The 17832-nt window shown below is 50.0% G+C and carries 17 protein-coding genes; 11 read left to right on the forward strand and 6 right to left on the reverse strand.

What is annotated here, in order from left to right:
• Positions 1 to 375 precede the first annotated feature (375 nt).
• A complete protein-coding gene (locus tag JFN88_RS09355; RefSeq protein WP_199019062.1) occupies positions 376 to 1137 on the reverse strand; it encodes a helix-turn-helix domain-containing protein in 762 nt (253 codons plus the stop codon).
• A 183-nt stretch (positions 1138 to 1320) separates the two neighbouring features.
• On the opposite strand from JFN88_RS09355, the gene JFN88_RS09360 reads away from it, so the two are divergent.
• The 7 genes from JFN88_RS09360 (at position 1321) to JFN88_RS09390 (ending at position 8904) form a co-directional block, all read left to right on the forward strand.
• Positions 1321 to 2442 (forward strand): BMP family ABC transporter substrate-binding protein, encoded by a 1122-nt coding sequence (locus JFN88_RS09360; protein ID WP_199019063.1) that lies wholly within the window; start codon positions 1321 to 1323, stop codon positions 2440 to 2442.
• Between the two features lie 121 nt (positions 2443 to 2563).
• Positions 2564 to 4135, forward strand: coding sequence for an ABC transporter ATP-binding protein (locus tag JFN88_RS09365; protein WP_199019064.1), 1572 nt, complete (start codon positions 2564 to 2566; stop codon positions 4133 to 4135).
• On the forward strand, positions 4119 to 5162 hold the full coding sequence (locus JFN88_RS09370) for an ABC transporter permease (protein WP_199019065.1): 1044 nt from the start codon (positions 4119 to 4121) through the stop codon (positions 5160 to 5162). The genes JFN88_RS09365 and JFN88_RS09370 overlap by 17 nt, the downstream gene beginning before the upstream one ends.
• On the forward strand, positions 5155 to 6081 hold the full coding sequence (locus JFN88_RS09375; RefSeq protein ID WP_199019066.1) for an ABC transporter permease: 927 nt from the start codon (positions 5155 to 5157) through the stop codon (positions 6079 to 6081). The genes JFN88_RS09370 and JFN88_RS09375 overlap by 8 nt, the downstream gene beginning before the upstream one ends.
• A 21-nt stretch (positions 6082 to 6102) precedes the next feature.
• Positions 6103 to 7020 (forward strand): nucleoside hydrolase, encoded by a 918-nt coding sequence (locus tag JFN88_RS09380; protein ID WP_199019067.1) that lies wholly within the window; start codon positions 6103 to 6105, stop codon positions 7018 to 7020.
• Entirely contained in the window at positions 7017 to 7934 is a 918-nt protein-coding gene (gene rbsK, locus JFN88_RS09385) for a ribokinase (protein ID WP_199019068.1), read from the forward strand. The genes JFN88_RS09380 and rbsK overlap by 4 nt, the downstream gene beginning before the upstream one ends.
• A gap of 16 nt (positions 7935 to 7950) precedes the next feature.
• Positions 7951 to 8904 carry a nucleoside hydrolase gene (locus tag JFN88_RS09390; RefSeq protein ID WP_332908457.1) on the forward strand — a complete coding sequence of 318 codons (954 nt, stop codon included), beginning with the start codon at positions 7951 to 7953 and terminating at the stop codon, positions 8902 to 8904.
• A 99-nt stretch (positions 8905 to 9003) separates the two neighbouring features.
• On the opposite strand, the gene JFN88_RS09395 is transcribed toward JFN88_RS09390, so the two are convergent.
• A complete protein-coding gene (locus JFN88_RS09395; protein WP_199019070.1) occupies positions 9004 to 9909 on the reverse strand; it encodes a helix-turn-helix transcriptional regulator in 906 nt (301 codons plus the stop codon).
• Positions 9910 to 9983: 74 nt separating this feature from the next.
• Here JFN88_RS09395 and JFN88_RS09400 point away from each other — a divergent pair, with 74 nt between their 5' ends.
• The gene (locus JFN88_RS09400) at positions 9984 to 10508 is read left to right on the forward strand and encodes a dihydrofolate reductase family protein (RefSeq protein ID WP_199019071.1); all 525 of its coding nucleotides are present in this window, start codon (positions 9984 to 9986) and stop codon (positions 10506 to 10508) included.
• A gap of 142 nt (positions 10509 to 10650) precedes the next feature.
• Here the strand turns inward: JFN88_RS09400 and JFN88_RS09405 are convergent, their stop codons facing one another.
• The 4 genes from JFN88_RS09405 to JFN88_RS09420 form a co-directional block, all read right to left on the reverse strand.
• Complete coding sequence (locus tag JFN88_RS09405; protein ID WP_199019072.1) at positions 10651 to 11451, reverse strand: MBL fold metallo-hydrolase; 801 nt, start codon at positions 11449 to 11451, stop codon at positions 10651 to 10653.
• A gap of 143 nt (positions 11452 to 11594) precedes the next feature.
• Positions 11595 to 11936, reverse strand: coding sequence for a hypothetical protein (locus JFN88_RS09410; RefSeq protein ID WP_199019073.1), 342 nt, complete (start codon positions 11934 to 11936; stop codon positions 11595 to 11597).
• A 113-nt stretch (positions 11937 to 12049) separates the two neighbouring features.
• Positions 12050 to 12919 (reverse strand): alpha/beta fold hydrolase, encoded by an 870-nt coding sequence (locus tag JFN88_RS09415; RefSeq protein WP_199019074.1) that lies wholly within the window; start codon positions 12917 to 12919, stop codon positions 12050 to 12052.
• A gap of 179 nt (positions 12920 to 13098) precedes the next feature.
• On the reverse strand, positions 13099 to 13290 hold the full coding sequence (locus JFN88_RS09420) for a sporulation protein Cse60 (protein ID WP_199019075.1): 192 nt from the start codon (positions 13288 to 13290) through the stop codon (positions 13099 to 13101).
• 586 nt (positions 13291 to 13876) lie between these two features.
• Between JFN88_RS09420 and JFN88_RS09425 the strand changes: the two genes are divergently transcribed.
• The 3 genes from JFN88_RS09425 (at position 13877) to alr (ending at position 17633) form a co-directional block, all read left to right on the forward strand.
• A complete protein-coding gene (locus JFN88_RS09425; protein ID WP_199019076.1) occupies positions 13877 to 14914 on the forward strand; it encodes an NAD(P)/FAD-dependent oxidoreductase in 1038 nt (345 codons plus the stop codon).
• Between the two features lie 209 nt (positions 14915 to 15123).
• Entirely contained in the window at positions 15124 to 16299 is a 1176-nt protein-coding gene (locus JFN88_RS09430; protein ID WP_199019077.1) for an outer membrane lipoprotein-sorting protein, read from the forward strand.
• 152 nt (positions 16300 to 16451) lie between these two features.
• Positions 16452 to 17633 (forward strand): alanine racemase, encoded by a 1182-nt coding sequence (gene alr, locus JFN88_RS09435; RefSeq protein ID WP_199019078.1) that lies wholly within the window; start codon positions 16452 to 16454, stop codon positions 17631 to 17633.
• Positions 17634 to 17832: the final 199 nt, after the last annotated feature.

Genomic DNA, 17832 nt, shown 5'->3' on the forward strand with positions numbered 1-17832 from the left:
ATCTGACGGAACTCGCCAGCATATTGAATTCTTGAACTTTATCAAGCGTCATACCGAAGAATCAAGCCAATTTCTTGAGGAATGATATTCCCGCATACAGGCTTATGATGAGTTTCGGTGGCAAGATCAGAATTTCAAGCGGACAGAAGATTAGGCTGAAAAAAAGATGGCTTCGGTATTCACCCGGAGTCATCTTTTTAGTTGCTTATGGGTTAAATTTCTGTATAATCTTCTCCCAGATGGAACATATTATAATCACGGTTACTGGCGATAAACGAATAGTTCAAAATATTAATCGTAATACATTTTACAGCATTACTGCCATATTGCCGGGCGGTTTCTTTATGTCTTGGATGAGACAATCAGCAGACTGCGTCAGTCGTTTTTCCAGGCTTTGGACAGCCGGTATTGCTTGGGAGAGATGCCGTTTTCACGCTTGAACATACTGCAGAATTGCGCATCGTTGACAAATCCGGCATCAAGCGCGACTTCCGAGATAAGCTTCTTCGGATGCAAAATAAGAGATGACCTTGCGTAGTTAAGCCGCTTCACGTATAAATATTGAAGCGGAGCAACGCCGTACTTCTCTTTGAACAGGTGACGAAACCGCCCGTAGCTATACCCCGCCAGGTCAGCGAGGGTTTGAATGGATATTTTTTGGCAAAAATGCTCATCCATAAAGTTAAGCACATAATGCATCCGATCCGATTGCTGCTTAGATGCCCTGCGGATTCCGATCACGCGCAGCAAATGGATAGATAACTCGCCAACAAGCAGATTAAGCATGTCCGAGAAATCATTCTGCTGCTGTACGAATTCCGTTTTCATGCGAAGCAATATATTTTCTATCGTGCCATCCTTGTCGTCCTCAAACACGCCGTTCAAGTGGGAAAGTCCTTCCCGATCGCTATTGAAGCCGACAAACAACACATCCGCTTCATTGAGATGCAGTTCGTGATGCTCGGTGTAGGGAGAGATGAGGGCAAAGGTGTTTTTGCGGAAGGTATAGGCGGTAGATCCGATCTTCGTATGGCCGTTGCCGTAATAATAAACGAGTTCGAAGCACTTGTGAAAATGAGTAGGGATATACTCCTGGTTCTCGCGTTTGGAGAAGAACAGAAAATCCATATTATTCATATCCGTAGCTCCCATCGTTTGATTTAGCCAAATCCTATAAAAAATATGAACGAATCAAGATAAAACATTAGGGCATCCTTTGATATAATCATAACACTGAAAGAAGCATATCGTAAACTCTATAGCGGATAAAGAAGATGAGCTGTGGAGTGATGACCAAACCAACTTCTAGGGGGCTTAACGATGAAAAGAAGTGTATTGGCTTTTGTGCTGGTTGCTGTTATGTTGATTTCGGCCTGTTCGGGCGGGGGCAAAAATACCGGTCCGGTGAATGAAACACCAGGCAATTCCGGTTCCAAATCAGAGAAATTGAAAGTTGTTTTGCTTATCCAGGGTACGCTTGGCGACAAATCGTTTTTCGATGCGGCGAACAGCGGACTTGAGCAAGTAGCGAGCAGCCTGCAAGCAGAGACTAAAGTTATCGAGATGGGTCTGGATTCTACGAAGTGGGAACCGACATTCAATACCGTAGCTGGACAAGACTGGGATGTAATCATTGCCGGAGGCTCGCAAATCACGGAATTGCTGAACGCTACGGCTGAGAAGCACCCTGACAAAAAATTCATCAACTATGACACAGACATCCCGGAAGTGGCGCCAAATGTATACGCAATCTCTTACGCGGTCAATGAAGTATCCTTCCTCGCAGGCGCGACGGCAGCTCTGACTAGTGTGTCCGATTTGCCAAATGCGAACCCGGATAAAAAGATTGGATTCTTGGGCGGCATGGACATTCCTGCTATCAACGCTTTCTTGATTGGATACATTGAAGGCGCTCAGTATGCTGTGCCGGACATTAAAGTAGCCGTATCTTATGCAGGCAACTTCAACGATCCGGGTAAGGGCAAGGAATTGTCACTGTTGCAATACAACTCGGGCGTTGATGTGATCTTCAACGTTGCAGGCGGAACAGGCCTGGGCGTGTTCGATGCAGCGAAGGAGAAGAAACGCTACGCAATCGGCGTGGACTCCGACCAAGGAACGATGATCGAGGGTACCGATAAAGACAAAGCGAACCTGATTATTACTTCTGCTGTGAAAAAAATCGACCAAGCGATCGTTCATTCTGTACGAGGCATTAAAGAGGGAACGCTTGAGCTTGGCAAGCTGGATGTTGTAGGTCTTAAGCAGGATGGCGTAGGCATCGCACGCAACGACATTTTCAATTCGGTTGTGTCTGAGAACATCAAGGCTCGACTGGTTGAAATCGAGAAGAAACTGATTGACGGCGAAATTAAAGTCAGCAACGCGATGGGCATGCAAACATCTGAAGTTGATAAAATCCGCAATTCCGTTAAGCCATAACATACGGAATCATAGGGGCTTTAGGCTAAAATAATCAACAGAGTTTTTGCTACGAAGAATTTCCATCAATTCTATCAGGCTGCCATCGCTGGGCTGGCGAAAGTCTAAGGGGAGAACATTGATGCGTGAGAATGTGCTGGAGATGCGCAATATCACTAAGGTCTATCAGAATGGCGTTACAGCCAACCGCAACGTCGACTTCTCGCTCAGGGAAGGCGAAATTCATGCTCTGGCCGGAGAGAACGGGGCCGGCAAATCCACTCTGATGAAAATACTGTTCGGCATGGAAGCGCCAAGCGACGGAGAAATTCTGCTGCGGGGTGAGGGAGTGCGCTTCCAGACGCCGCAGGATGCGATTGAGAAGGGCATCGGCATGGTCCACCAGCACTTTATGCTCGTGCCGTCTTTTACGGTAGCGGAAAATATGGTGCTTGGGATGGAGCCGAAGAGAGGTCTCGGCATTCATTACGAAGAAGCGGTGCGCATGACGAAGGCACTGTCGGAGAAGTATCAGCTGACGGTCGATCCAAGGGCGAAGGTAGAGTCCCTGTCGGTAGGCATGAAGCAAAAAGTGGAAATTTTGAAAGCGCTCTTACGCGGAGCGAAGGTTCTTATTCTGGATGAGCCGACAGCTGTACTGACTCCGCAGGAGACGGAAGAGCTGTTCAAGCAATTGCTTCTTTTGAAACAGGAAGGCCATACGATCGTCTTCATCTCGCACAAATTGAAGGAAGTAAAGGCGATATGCGACCGCATTACGATTATGCGCAGTGGCACAAGCGCCGGCGTCTTCAATATGGCGGACGTCACTGAGCAGGAAATTTCCCGGCTGATGGTCGGCCGGGATGTCATGCTCAAGTACGACAAGGAAGAGTCTTTCTACGGACCTCCGGTGCTGGATGTTAAAGGACTTACGTATGTGAATGCGCTGGACAAAAAAGCGCTGAGCGATATTCATCTCTCTATTCGCACAGGAGAGATTGTCGGCATAGCCGGCGTAGAGGGGAATGGACAAGCCGAGCTGGTCAAGGCGCTGACAGGCGGGCTTGACGGCCGAGTGCAAGGTTCGGCCAAGGTGAACGGCTCCGAAATTAGCAACCTAGACATACGTTCGATCCGGGACCTTGGCATCTCGTATGTTCCTGAGGACCGCATGAGCCAAGGGGCGGCGAAGGAGGAAAGCATCTCCGACAATATCATTTCGACGCGTTACCGCAGTCGGGAATGGAATAAAGGCTTATTCCTGAAAGGCAAGTCGATTGTAAGTCTGGCGGAAAAGCTGATTGAGGAATTCAAAGTCAGATGCTCCGGTCCTGCGCAGCCGATCGGGATGCTGTCCGGCGGCAATATGCAGAAAGTAATCGTGGCGAGGGAATGCTCAATCGATCCCATTCTGCTCATTGCCGAGCAGCCGACCCGGGGCGTTGATATTGGCGCGGCTCAACTCATTCACCAGAAGCTGCTGGAGATGCGAAGCCAGAATTGCGCTATCCTGCTTATTTCAGCAGACTTGAATGAAATTATGGAGCTGAGCGATACGCTGTATGTGATGTACGGCGGTGAATTGGTTGCTGCGTTTGATAAGCCGTCTGAAGTGACGGAAGAAGAGCTGGGACTGTATATGCTCGGATTGAAAAAACAGCAGGGTGAACACGCAGGGAGGAGCGTAACGTCAGATGCTCAAGTACTTTGATGTCATAAGAACACTGGTATCGGTTGCGATTGCGCTAGTTATCGCCTTCCTCATCATTGCCATGATCAGCGATCAACCGCTGGAGACGATTTCGATCTTCTTGCTGGGACCGATCTCGACTACGGCCCAGATCGGCAATGTGGTCGAGATGTCGATTCCGCTTATGTTCACAGGTTTGTCGGTCGTTCTGCTATTCCGCAGCGGAATGTTCAATCTGGGTGCGGAAGGATTATTTTTTATATCGGGTCTGGTTGCCGCTATCATCGCGATCTACGCCAGCATGAGCGGCTTTATTCATCCCGTTGCAGCCATACTTGCAGGCTCGATGGTTGGCGCGCTTCTATCGGTGATTCCCGGCATTATGAAAGCAAAGTGGAATGCGGATGTGCTCGTTACCTCGCTGATGTTCAACAGCATTCTGTCCGGTATCGGTCTTTATATCCTGAACTATCATCTGCGAGATGCGGCCGCTTTCTCCAATGTGTCTTTCAAATTCCAGGAGACGGCAAGGCTCGCGAACCTGATTCCAGGGACGCGAATTCATACGGGGCTGATTCTGGTACTGCTTTGTATCGTAGCTACCCACTATTTTATGTATCACACAAGATGGGGCTATGAGCTGCGCATGACGGGTTCCAACCGTGCGTTCGCCGAGTTCTCGGGCATTAAGACGGCGCGGGTTATTATTACGGTGCATCTGATCGCCGGATTCCTTGCAGGAATGGGAGGAGCGGTGGAGGTGCTGGGGATGTACTCCCGTTTCCAATGGTCCAGTCTTCCCGGCTATGGCCTGGACGGCGCTTTGGTCGCTTTGCTGGCAAAAAACAATCCACTGTCTGTCGTTGGCGCGGCGCTCTTCCTGGCCTATATTCGGATTGGCGCGGATCAGATGTCTATCATGTCGGATGTTCCGGCTGAGCTGGTCTCGATTATTCAGGCGATCATTATTTTGCTCATCTCAGCGGAGCAGTTTCTGAAGATGTGGAAAAACAGACAGCTGCTGAAGGAGGCGGAGAAACTTGGATAGCTTCTGGAGCGTACTTTTTTCGACTGATTTTGCTTTCTCCGTCCTTCGGGTTACGACGCCGATCTTGTTTGCCGCATTAGGAGCGCTGATCTCCAACAAAGCCGGTATCGTCAATATCGGGATGGAGGGGACGATGCTCGTTGGCGCCTTGACGGGCGTTATCGTGAGCGCCTATACAGGCAGCGCCTGGATCGGACTGCTTGGGGCGGTAATGTCGGGCATTACGTTGTCGGCCATTCTGGCCTATTTCACATTGAAGATTAAGACGCATATTATTTTGGGCGGTATTGCTATTAACATGTTTGCTTCGGGCGGAACCGTTTTTATTCTTTATTTGGTAAGCGGAGACAAGGGTACTTCGACCTCGCTGCAAAGCAAAGTGCTGCCGAACCTTCATATTCCGCTGTTGCAGGATATTCCGTTAATCGGGCCGATCCTCTCCGGTCATAACGTATTGACGTATGTCTCCTTGCTGGCTGTGGCGGGCGTATACTACATGTTGAAGAGAACGCCGCTGGGCTTGCAAATTCGCTCGGTCGGCGAGAATCCGCAAGCGGCTCAATCGGTCGGCATCAGCGTGGGCAAAATTCAATTTATCGCGCTATTGTTAAGTGGATTTTTTGCTGCCCTTGGCGGCGCGTTCATGTCTATGGGTTATCTGTCCCTCTTCTCAAGAGATATGACGGCCGGACGGGGCTGGATTGCTATTGCGGCTGAAGCGTTGGGCGGGGGAAGCACAATCGGAACGTTCCTTGCTTCGTTAATATTCGGGGCGACGAATGCGATGGCCAATGCGCTGCAAATTTTGAAAATCCCATCGGAGCTGATCGCGACGTTCCCGTATGTGGCAACGGTTGTAGGCTTGCTCGTTTACGCAATTGTTGAAAGCAAACGAAAGAAACGGAAAAAGGGAATTTAAGGGCTAAGGAGACTGAGAAATATGGCAAGGATCATACTGGATACCGATATCGGAAGCGACGTAGATGACGCAATGGCGCTGGCCTTGGCGATGCATTCAGAAGAAATACAAATCGAAGGCGTGACGACGGTTTATGGAAATGTGGAACTGCGTGCGCGCATGGTAAAAAAGATGCTGCAATACGGCGGACACCCGGAGGTTCGCGTATACGCGGGCCTCAACCAGACACTGCTGAACAATCGCGAGATATGGATGGCCGGTCATGAGGGTGACGGTCTGCTGGCGGAGGATGACAACCTGGAGTATGAGGAGCGGCATGCGGTCGATTTTATCATTGATACGGTGATGAGCAATCCTGGTGAAATTACGATTGTAGCGATTGGTCCCTTTACGAATATTGCGGCTTGCTTAATCCGCGAACCTCGCGTGGCCCAGAATGTGAAGGAGATCGTTGTGATGGGCGGCGTTACCCGTCTCGGAGACAATGGCGTTCATATGCGAGTCGTGGAGCATAACATCGTCTGCGATCCGGAAGCGGCTTCGCTCGTATTCCGCAGCGGCGCTCCTATTTTGATGGCAGGGCTGGATGTCACGATGAAAGTCATTATTACGGAAGCGGAGCGAGCGAAGCTGCACGCTACAGGCGATTTGCTGAACATGGCGCTTGCTCGCATGATCAGCAAATGGTTTGAGTTCTCGGGGGAAGAGAAGTCGTTTATGCACGATCCCCTTACTGTCGCGCTGCTGATTGATCGTACGCTCGTCCGAACGGAGCGCATGAACATTCACGTTGACTACGATCATCGTCCGCAAACAGGTCAGACGATCGCAACGCTCGATGAGAAGGCCAACGTCGAGGTTTGTCTGGATGTTGATCATACCCGCGCGGTAGCGCTGTTGATGGAGCGATTGGTCGACAAGAAGGCTAACGGCGTATGAAACAGCCCAACATCGTCGTCGTAGGCAGCATAAATATGGATATCGTCGTCAAGACTTCCCGATTCCCTGAAGGAGGGGAGACGATTCTGGGCGACGAGATTCACTTTATACCGGGAGGCAAAGGCGCCAATCAGGCGGTTGCCTTGGCTCGCCTGGGCGCACAGGTAACTATGATCGGCGCGATTGGTCTTGATCCGTTCGGTCGTACGCTCATGACGTCGATGGTCGATAGTGGCGTGAACTGCGACTATATTAAGATTAAAGGGGAAGCTTCGACCGGTACTGCCTCGATTACGCTGACACCGGACGAAAATAGCATCGTCGTGGTGCCAGGGGCGAACGCCAAGCTGGACGCCAGTGACGTCCAGCAGGTTGAAACGCTCATTCATGCTGCGGATGCAGTATTGCTGCAACTGGAGGTTCCGCTTGAGACGGTGGAATACGCTGCAGCACTGGCAGAGAAGCATGGCAAAATTGTCATTCTCAATCCGGCTCCGGCGCAACCGCTCCCGGAGAGTCTGCTCAGACGCGTTCATGTCATTACGCCGAATCGAACGGAGCTTGAGGCTCTGACTGGGATTACGCTCGGAGAGCGTCCGCCGGAAGAGGCGGTCGATAAGCTGCTGGAGAGCGGGGTTCGCTGCGTCGTAACGACGTTAGGTTCAGAAGGGTCGATGTGGAAGTGCAGAGAAGGCTCGTTGCAGCGCCAGTCTGGTTATCGCATGAATGTTGTCGATACAACCGGGGCAGGGGATGCATTTAACGCCGGATTGGCTTATGCTCTATGCGCGGACCGTGGAATCGCAGACGCAGTTTCTTTTGCCGCCAAGGTGTCCGGACTTGCTGTTACGAAATTCGGGGCGCAGGACGGAATGCCGACGATGGCGGACGTAAAGACATACTTCCATGAATGAAAAGCGAGGGCTGTATGTGAGACAGACGAAAAAAATGATCATTGATGCGGATACAGGCATTGATGACGCATTAGCCATTCTATACGCATTGAAATCCCCTTCCATTAGAGTTGAAGGTATAACGACCGTATTCGGCAACATTAACGTTGAGAAGGCAACAGACAATACGCTAAGAATGATTCAATTGGCGGCTCCATTGTACGAGGTGCCCGTTGCACAGGGAGCGGGCAAGCCATTGAAGCTGGACCAACCGGAATTCGCAACCCATGTTCACGGAGCGAACGGCATCGGCGATGTGGAGGTTCCGGCTTCTTCACAGCAGGTGCTGGACGAAGCGGCGGCAGACTTTATATTACGCAAGTCGCATGAGCTGGAAGACGAGTTGATTTTAGTAACGTTAGGTCCGCTGACGAATTTGGCGCATGCCATAGAGAAAGACCCTGGCGTATGCCAGCGCATCAAGCATGTGTACGTGATGGGTGGAGCTATAGCCGTTCCCGGCAACGTTACTCCGGTATCGGAGGCTAATATTTGGAACGATCCTGAAGCGGCTGAGCTTGTATTCGCTTCCGGCGTGCCTCTCACGATGGTAGGTCTCGACGTGACGATGAAGACACTTCTGACAGGCGAGCAGCTTGACAGGCTCCAGCAAGCATGCGGGGAAGAAAATGATAAGATGGTGAATTTCATTCGGGAATCGCACCGATTCTATTTTAATTTCTATCGCGCCAGCAACTTCTTTATTGAATCGGCGCCGATTCATGATTCGCTTACCGTTCTGGTAGCAGAAGATCCATCGATTGTAACGACGCAGCTGATGAATGTGAAGGTCGTATGCGACAGCGAGCTGTGCGCGGGCATGACGGTGGCCGATTTGCGTCGCAGATCGCTGGTTGGCTCACCGATCTACGTATGTACCCAGGTGGACGCTTCGCTCGCCGTTGATCGCTTATTGCACGCTTTTATATAAGATTAGCTGAACTGAGCAGTATAAGGGCTAAATCTCCCCCCGGCTGTCCCGCAATCCATGCGGTGACAGCCGTTGTTGTCTTCAGCTCTACTTGCATGTCTACAACATATATTGCTCAAGGCTCTGTCTTAGCAGTCCCATGACCTGCTCCCGGAGTCTGGGAGGGGAGATCACTTTAACCTCTGGACCGTAACTTACCAACTTGCGGGCCAAATAGGCCATTTCCTCGTAAGGCACGCGGCTTTGCCATATCTGATTCGCCACAGACTGGAACAAGCGGTCGTCCTGCGCGATCCTACTGCCTTGCTCTGTAAATTGAAGTTGTACCTCTTCGCCCTCGCGCTGCTCCTCGGCTGCCAGCCATTCCTTCAAAGTGGGAAGCTCAGGCATCGTCTCTTCCATAATTGATGCGCTCTGAATACGGTCTGCCCGGTACAGCAATATTCTTTCTTTATAAAGTGCAGGCATATACCAGAACCCGTTGTCAAAATAAAGGCCCACCGGAAATGCATGTACCCATCTGGTCCCGGATTTGGATTGATATTGAAAGGCTAAAGCCCGTTGCTCCACAGCAGCCTGCAAAATTTCAGTCGTATATGGCGCATGTTTTGCCGCTGGCTGCAGGTAAAAGACGATATAGTGCCGCATCCGGTCGATGGTGTCCTGGATATCCTGCGGCAGGCTTCCATAATAGTGAGCCGAGAGATGGCTTCTCACCGCTGAGAAGGGGAAGTCGCTTATCTTCTCCAGCACTTGCAAGCTCAGGAAAAGCCCCAGCGCTTCGGTCTGGTTAAGCCGCAGCGGCGGCAGAATCCGGTTAGGCAGCGCCCTGTAGCCCCCATGAGGTCCTTGCTCCGTGTAGAGCGGGAAGCCGATTTGCTGCAAGTAATCGAGATCGCGCTGAATCGTTCGCACGGAAACCCCGAAGCGTTCCGCCAGCTCGCGGGCTGTAAACTTTCTACGTGAATCAATGATCTGCATCATTGCTATTCTGCGCTCGTTCATGATGACTCCTTTAATTACGTCATATAATGTCATAAATATAGTGTAACCTATATTTCAGAAGGGAGCGATGCAGAATGAAAACAAATCAGGTCATCTTGTACATTGCAACGAGTCTGGACGGGTATATCGCCAGGGCGGATGGTTCAGTGGACTGGCTGGACGATATAGAAGGCGATGGAGGGGATAGCGGCTATGGAGCTTTTTACTCAGGCATTGACACGCTGGTCATGGGCAGATTGACGTACGAGGAAGTATTAAAACTGTCGGATGAATTTCCGTATAAAGGCAAGCCAACCTATGTGTTGACGAAGTCGGAGCTGCCTGCTGACCCGAATGTTGTTTTTACAGATGAAGCGGTTGAAACGTTAATTCCGCGGCTGAAAGAGATGTCCAATGGACCGATATGGCTTGTCGGAGGCGGGCAATTGGTGCAGGCTTTTCTGGACAAGGGGTTTATCGATGAAATGCAAATCGCATTAATTCCCAAGCTGCTTGGCGCAGGTATTCCGCTGTTTCCGCAAGGAACTGCTCCTGGCACGTTCACCTTGAAGCAAGTTAGTCAATCAGGTCAAATGGTCATGCTACATTATGTAAAGTAACGGCTCTAAACTGATCTTTGGCTTTTTCGAGCAGAGCCCCGGTCCCTCATAAACCTGCTAAGGCAAAAGGATATGTCCTTCGTAACTGTAACAGGGCAGCCTTTTGCCTTGCTTCGGATGGACTTTACGGTCTTTATTGTTATCATTGGCCGGTATGCACGTACTTTCCATGCTTCGGCAGGGCAATTCGGTTAAAATTCTCAGCAAGACTTCTCAGTCCCCGGGAAAGTTCTTCATTCCCCAGTGGAACCCCGTGACCTGTTATGGCTATTCTGGGGTTAAGCGCGCATAAACGCTTTACAGATTCCCGGGCAGAATCCCAATCTGGCGTAAAATAAGCCGGCGGTCCATGAATTTCTTTGTCCTGAGTGATGACAGCGAACAGTGATTCCTGTTTTACTGTAATAAAGGCGTCGCCAGCAACAAGAGTGCGATCCAGCTTGCGAAATAAAGAGGTATGGCCCTTCGTATGTCCCGGCGTATGAATCCACTCCCAGCCTGGAAGCTCACGAATCTCTCCGTTGTCAGGCAGCGGACGAATGCGTCTGCCCAGATCTATGCCTTTATGAGGATACAACGGGGACACGGTTGCCATCAGGCCGCCCCCGACTTCAGGATCAGCCTCCGGGTAATCAGCTTGTCCGGTCAAGTAAGGCATTTCTTCCTTATGGGCATACACCGGCACACCCCAACGGTTCATCAGCTCTCCGACAGACCCTGTATGGTCAAAGTGACCATGGGTTAAAATGATGGCGCGTGCTCTTCCAGATGGAAATCTTTCTTCCGCCCACTCGGCAATAGAGTCAGCAAAACCCGACATGCCGGTATCGACAAGTACCCAATCATTGCTTCCCTGTACCCCAATTAGAACAACATTGACGATTAATGTCCGCTTGTAAGCAATATCCTGTGGCAATGCTACGTTCAAGTTGCTTCCCTCCATTCTCCAACTATCTTATACCGATCTGGAAAAATTATACGATATGCCAAAAAACTGTCCTTCATGGTGGAGGACAGCTTTTTGGCATTCTTCAAGTCGTTGCAAGCTTGCAAACGGTGAAGCTTGCTTGAGCACGGCTTTACTAATTATTGATATCTTTGTTGGTCGTAGGCGCCTTGATTTGCTTGATTGATAGCGCCATAGTTGAATTGGGATTGAGCTTGGGATTGCTGAATTTGCTCCAGTTGTTTGGAAATTTGAATAACCTGCTGCAATTGCTGTACGGCTACTTGGTGCCCGTGAAGCGCATTCTGGATGATTTGTGCCGCCTGGCGCTCACGTTGAGCCAATGCCTCCAATTGGGCAGCGTTTTGCTGCTCTTGTTGGAGCAATTGTTGATACGTTTGGCTCGCTTGCTGGGTTTGGTTAATCAGTTGATGAAGAATTTGCTCGCTTTGTTGAATCTGGTTGGAGATATGGTGACTCATTTGTGGTAGGCTCCTTTAAAAGTTAGTTTTTGAGGCGGTCTTAATATTGCCGTTGCTTTTAAAGGTTATTCCTTCATTTGGATTTAAAATGTAAAATAAGGGATTTTTATTGTCTATAATAAAATTGTAGGCAGCTTGGCCGCCGCCTGAACGGGCTGGGACTTCTCCAGGAAGGAGATTAACTCGTCATTGAATTTTTGCGGTTCGTCGAACATGATGCCGTGACCGCTATGTTCAAAATGGACAAGTGTAGATTCAGGAATATTTTTGACGAGCAGCTGCCCGAAATCCGGTGGACATATTTTGTCCTGCAAGCCCTGGAAGATGGTGACCGGTCCGCGGAGTTGAGCGAGATCGGGGCGCAAATCCTCATCCCGCAGCGATTCGGCTACCCGGATGGTGCCCCATGCGGAAGCTTCCAGACCGAGCCGGTGCAGCCAGTCCGTAAAATCATTGCTGACAGCATTGAACAGATTGGCTTTATGCGCGAGGAACAGCTTGCCGAAATCCTTGAGCATCTTCGGGCGGTCCGTCATTACGGCGTGGATCTGATCATTCATCTCCTCGTTGGTCATGCCATAGGCATAATCATGACGCTGTGTGAACACCGGGGCAGCAGCGCCGACCAAAGCGAGCTTGCTGACACGGTGTCCATGATGCCTCGCCATATAGCGAATTGAAATCGCGCCCCCAACTGAAAATCCGATCATAACGGCATCCTGCAATTCCAGATGATCAATGACAGCCCGCAGGTCATCTGCCATCCTGTCATAGCTGTAGCCTTGCGACGGAGCATCAGAGCGTCCGAACCCCCGCTGGTCAATGCCGATGCAGCGATAGCCTCTTCGCGACAGCAGTGTAAATTGATATTCAAACATTTTGTGGTTTAACGGCCAACCGTGCATGAAGATAAGGGGAGTACCGGAACCAATATCTTCTACGAAAAGCTTTACATTTTGCTCTGTCTCAATATAATGTCCCATATTACGTTCTCCTCTCTTGACAGTGTTGTACGCCTCCTATATTCCTTAACCCGGGGTTTGGCTTTCAATCATGTTAAGAAAGGTCCAAATATGTGTAATAGGGAAGAGCACGCCAAATAACCGCAGCTGGCGGATATTGCCCTGAACTGCGGTTCCTTGATATTCTTTAGTTATGAGAGCTAGCCTTTGGCTGTTCTATATACAACCAGAATCGAGCTCCTTTGTGAGCTGAGCTGGTTCGGATTTTGCTTGATCATGCTGCCGTAGCAGACTTCAACTACCTGCTGCTCGTCGAGCGTAGCCAGAAACTCATTGGCAGATTTTTCTGCAAGACGGGAATCTGTATCAACAAATTCTTTAACCTGAATCATCTTATATCACCACCCCATACGAATGATAATCAGGCGCTTTCTTATCCCGTGTCCGGTTATTTCAGCACAGGCAACCTGCCAGAGCCATCAGGCTTTATCAGGCTAAATTTCGCTTGCCCCCATGTAACTCTAGCATATAACAGGGATTTATACAATTCAGGATTTCCAAGTCATGAGAGGCGCCAAGAAGGTCAGAATGTAGATGTAAAAAAGCGGCTTTTTAATTTAAATGAGAGGTGATCGGAGAATGGAAAATCCGTTTGTTACTGCCAGCCAAAAAGAAAGCCAGACTGAGTTTGTCATTCAGGGGATGTCGACTGCACGACATATTATCAGCCAGTCCGATTTCAATCCGAACGATTAGAAAGAGCTATTTTTTCAACAAAGGTTGAAGGAGAGCTCTTTTTGTTTTATTATAAATGATAATGAGTATCATTTTAATAAACAGTATACCGTGCATGGCAGGGGAAAAAAGATTTGCAGTTCGGATTCGTCCATGTTGGAGCAATCGTAAGTATCTGCAATCATTAATGATAATGTTTTTCAGTTCAGTTTTGACTTGATAGTTTATAAGGAGGATACGGAGTTGACGGAGCAACTGGAACTCTTTGATATAACGATTATCGGTGGCGGCCCGGCGGGCATGTATGCGGCATTCTACAGCGGAATGAGAGATATGAAGACAAAGCTGATTGACGCCAAGGAAGAATTGGGCGGGCGGATGCTCATTTATCCTGAGAAAATGATTTGGGATGTCGGCGGTGTGACCCCGATACTGTGCGAGAAGCTGGTTGACCAACTTATTCAGCAAGCCCGGACATTCGATCCAACTATAGTGTTTGGGCAGCAAATTACCGGGCTGGAGCGTCAGGAAGACGGCACTTACATATTGACGGCAGCTACTGGAGAACTGCATTGGACCCGTACGGTCTTGCTGGCAATTGGCCGCGGCATTCTGCGGATGGCGAAGCTGGAACTGGAAGGGGCAGAGCGCTATGAGGTGTCCAATTTGCACTATACGGTGCAGGAGTTGGAGCCTTTCAGAGGCAAGCGCGTGCTGATCTCAGGCGGGGGAAATTCCGCCGTAGACTGGGCGAATGAACTGGAGCCAATCGCAAGCCAGGTCACCGTTGTTCATCGACGCGACCAGTTCGGAGGTCTGGAGAAGAACGTGCTGCGGATGAAACATTCATCGGTCAACGTTTTGACCCCTTATGAAGTTTCCCAACTGTACAGCGGCAACGGACATTCTGTTGAACAAGTCACGATTCGTCATATTGAAAGCGGAGAAACGCAGCAGCTGGATGTTGATGCTGTTATTGTCAATCACGGGTTGAAGGCGGATTTCAGTGGAATCAGGGACTGGGGACTGGATATGGATGAGTGGAATGTTTTTGTCGGTCCCAAGCTGAATACGAATTTGCCCGGCATTTTCAGTGCAGGCGATTTTGCTGCCTATGACAGTAAAATTACATTTATCGCCGGAGCCTTCACCGATGCAGCCCTTGCGGTCAACAGCGCCAAGCTGTACCTGGACCCTGAGGCTCCTTCGATGGCTTATGTCTCATCCCATAATGAGCGGTTCAAGGAGAAGAACAAGGCGCTTGGCGTTGTGGAGGAATAACGTCTCATTATTTTAAGGCCGCAGCTTGCTTCCATGGTGAAGCTGGCTGCGGCCTTACTTTTGGCTGCCAGCCACCCGCCTGTTATCAGGGGATCTGAATTCCGGCTGGCCAAGTTCCCGAGCTCGTCAATCTAGTCCGCATAATTGGCCAAGTTCTCTCATAGACATGGTATCAGCCTGTTAAAACCATGTGCAGAGGGGATGATTTCATGCGTCGCATCAAATGGATCGCAGCCGTAATCGTTAGTGTATCGGTGCTGCTTGCCGGTTGCGGAACGAAGGATGCAGAATCGGTAGTAAAAGATTTAGGGAAAGTTGTAAGCGACCTGGAGAGCTACAAGGGCTCGGGCACGTTGACCCTGTTGACCGGACAGCAGCCTTTGGAATATCAAGTAGAAGTATGGTATCAGAAGCCGGAATTTTATCGCATTGCATTGAAAAACAAAGAAAAGGACATCTCGCAAATTGTTTTGCGCAACGATGACGGTGTATTTGTCCTGACGCCGCATCTGAACAAGAGCTTCCGCTTCCAGAGCGACTGGCCGAAAAATCAGGGGCAAGTCTACCTGTACCAGACGCTTGTCGAGAGCATCCGGTTGGATAACTCCAGACAATTCACTACAGAGAACGAGGCTTATGTATTCGATGTGATGGCGAATTATCAGAACGGGTCATTGGCGCGTCAGAAGATATGGCTGAACAAAAAAGATTACCGACCGGATCACGTTCAGGTGAGCGATGCCAACGGTACAGTGGTCGTCGAAGTGAAATTTAATTCCTTTGAGTTTGGATCTGCTTTCGAGAAGGATGCCTTCGATATGGAGAAAAACATGCAGGCTGCAACACGAGAATACGAGGAAAGCAAGGGCGAGAAGGGACAGACAGCGCTTGAGCCGAAGGTTGAAGGAACGGAACCGTCCGAAGGCCATACGGAAGGGGCAATAACCCCGGATGAAGTGGAGGGCGCACCGGATAGCGGAGCGGAGACGGGTCAGACGGACGAGACCGGAGCCGAACCGACAGGAGGCAAGGCGTCTGCCGAACCAAGCGACAAACTGGTGCTGATGGAGCCGACATATTTGCCAGAGGGTGTTGTTGAAAAGGATATGGAAGAAATTGTGTATGGCGGCAATCCCGGATTCTTAATCCGCTATACCGGTGCTTATGATTATACGCTGATTCAGACGCAGCCGAAGGATAAAGCTGCTTCGGTCGTGCCAAGCAGGACGGTGGATTTAGGCTTCACTATTGGCTTTGCAACCGGGGAGGAGCAGCGTACGCTGAGCTGGATTTCCGAAGGGGTCGAGTACCGTCTTACCAGTGCAAATCTGGGAGAACAGGAGATGGTTAAGGTCGCTCAATCCGTACAGCCGCTGGAAAAATAAAGCTGTCGACAAGTACCCGCGGATACAGTGGAAGCGACAACCTTGTCCACCAATACGTACCTGAACATTCCTTGCCTTCCTTCATTGACAGTCCTTGTCGAACCGTATAACATAAAGTCTACATGGGTTTGTCGGAAGAGAAGGTGAAGATATTGATGAATTACTATCGGCCAACCCGGGCGGAAATTTCCTTGGATGCGCTGGCGCGCAATTTGGCCGCGTTCCGCAAAGCCGTCCCTGCAGGAACACTTTTGATGGCGTCTGTGAAGGCGAATGCCTATGGACATGGCGCAGTGGAAATTTCCAGGGAGGCTGTACGGTGCGGAGTCGATTATTTAGGCGTTGCTTTTTTGGATGAGGCTGTAAGTCTGCGGCAGGCGGGCATTACAGCCCCGATTCTTGTATTGGGGTATGTTCCGGCTGATGCGGTCGAGCTTGCCAGAGAACTCGATATAACAATTACTTTGTTCCGTCAGGATGTGCTGGAGGCGGCTTCTGCTCTCCCGGGTTCAGGCAAGCGGATCAAGGTGCATATTAAGATTGATACAGGTATGGGACGCCTTGGTTTGATGCCCCATGAGTCCTGGCAGTCCTTCATGGAGCAGGCAATGAATGCGCCGGGTATAGAAGTCGAAGGCTTGTTTACGCACTTTGCGAGTGCGGATGAGGCGGATAAAACGTACACAACCTTGCAGCATGAGCGCTTCTCCCACATAACGGGCTATGTTGAGCGCCGGGGCTGGAACATTCCGATTATGCATGCAGGCAACAGCGCGGCAGGCATAGAGACGCCGGAATGGGTCGGCGGTATGGTAAGACTGGGGATTGGCATGTATGGTCTGTATCCTTCGGAGGAGGTGAACCAGCAGCGCATCCAGCTTGAGCCGGTGATGTCCCTGAAGACGGAAGTCATCATGGTGAAGCAGGTTCCGCCAGGTTGGGGAATCAGCTATGGTACTGTCTATACGGCCGCTGAGGAGGAACGTATCGGAACCTTGCCGATCGGCTATGCCGACGGATATTCGCGAATGTTGACAGGCAAAGCGCAGGTGTTGCTGCGTGGTCGAAGAACACCGCTAAGGGGACGAATTTGTATGGATCAATGCATGATTTCTCTCGATGCCGTCGCTGACCCAGAACAGCCTCCGGTTGCAGAAGGGGAAGAGGTTGTGCTCTATGGCAGGCAGGGGAATGAGCAGATTACAGTAGAGGAAATTGCCTCTTTGCTTGGCACGATTAATTATGAGGTTACTTGTATGCTCGCAGCTCGTGTGGCGCGTGTGTATGTCAAAAATGGAAAACTGGTTGCCGTACAGAACTCTGCGATGACGTAATTGGTCTCATTTACCAGATATTTTTTTGTCGTTTGGAAAAGGATTTTCGCAATGAAGCACGAACTATTAGATCAGGGTATGTTAGATGGCAAGCATCGAGCTGATGCTAACGTCTTCATTGCAGTACAACATAAATGCTATAAGCTGTGCATAGATATGTTCGAAGTATGAGAACGTATACGTTTCAGCCTTTTTGGGG

Source organism: Paenibacillus roseus (assembly GCF_016424485.1).
Classification (GTDB): domain Bacteria; phylum Bacillota; class Bacilli; order Paenibacillales; family Paenibacillaceae; genus Paenibacillus_D; species Paenibacillus_D roseus.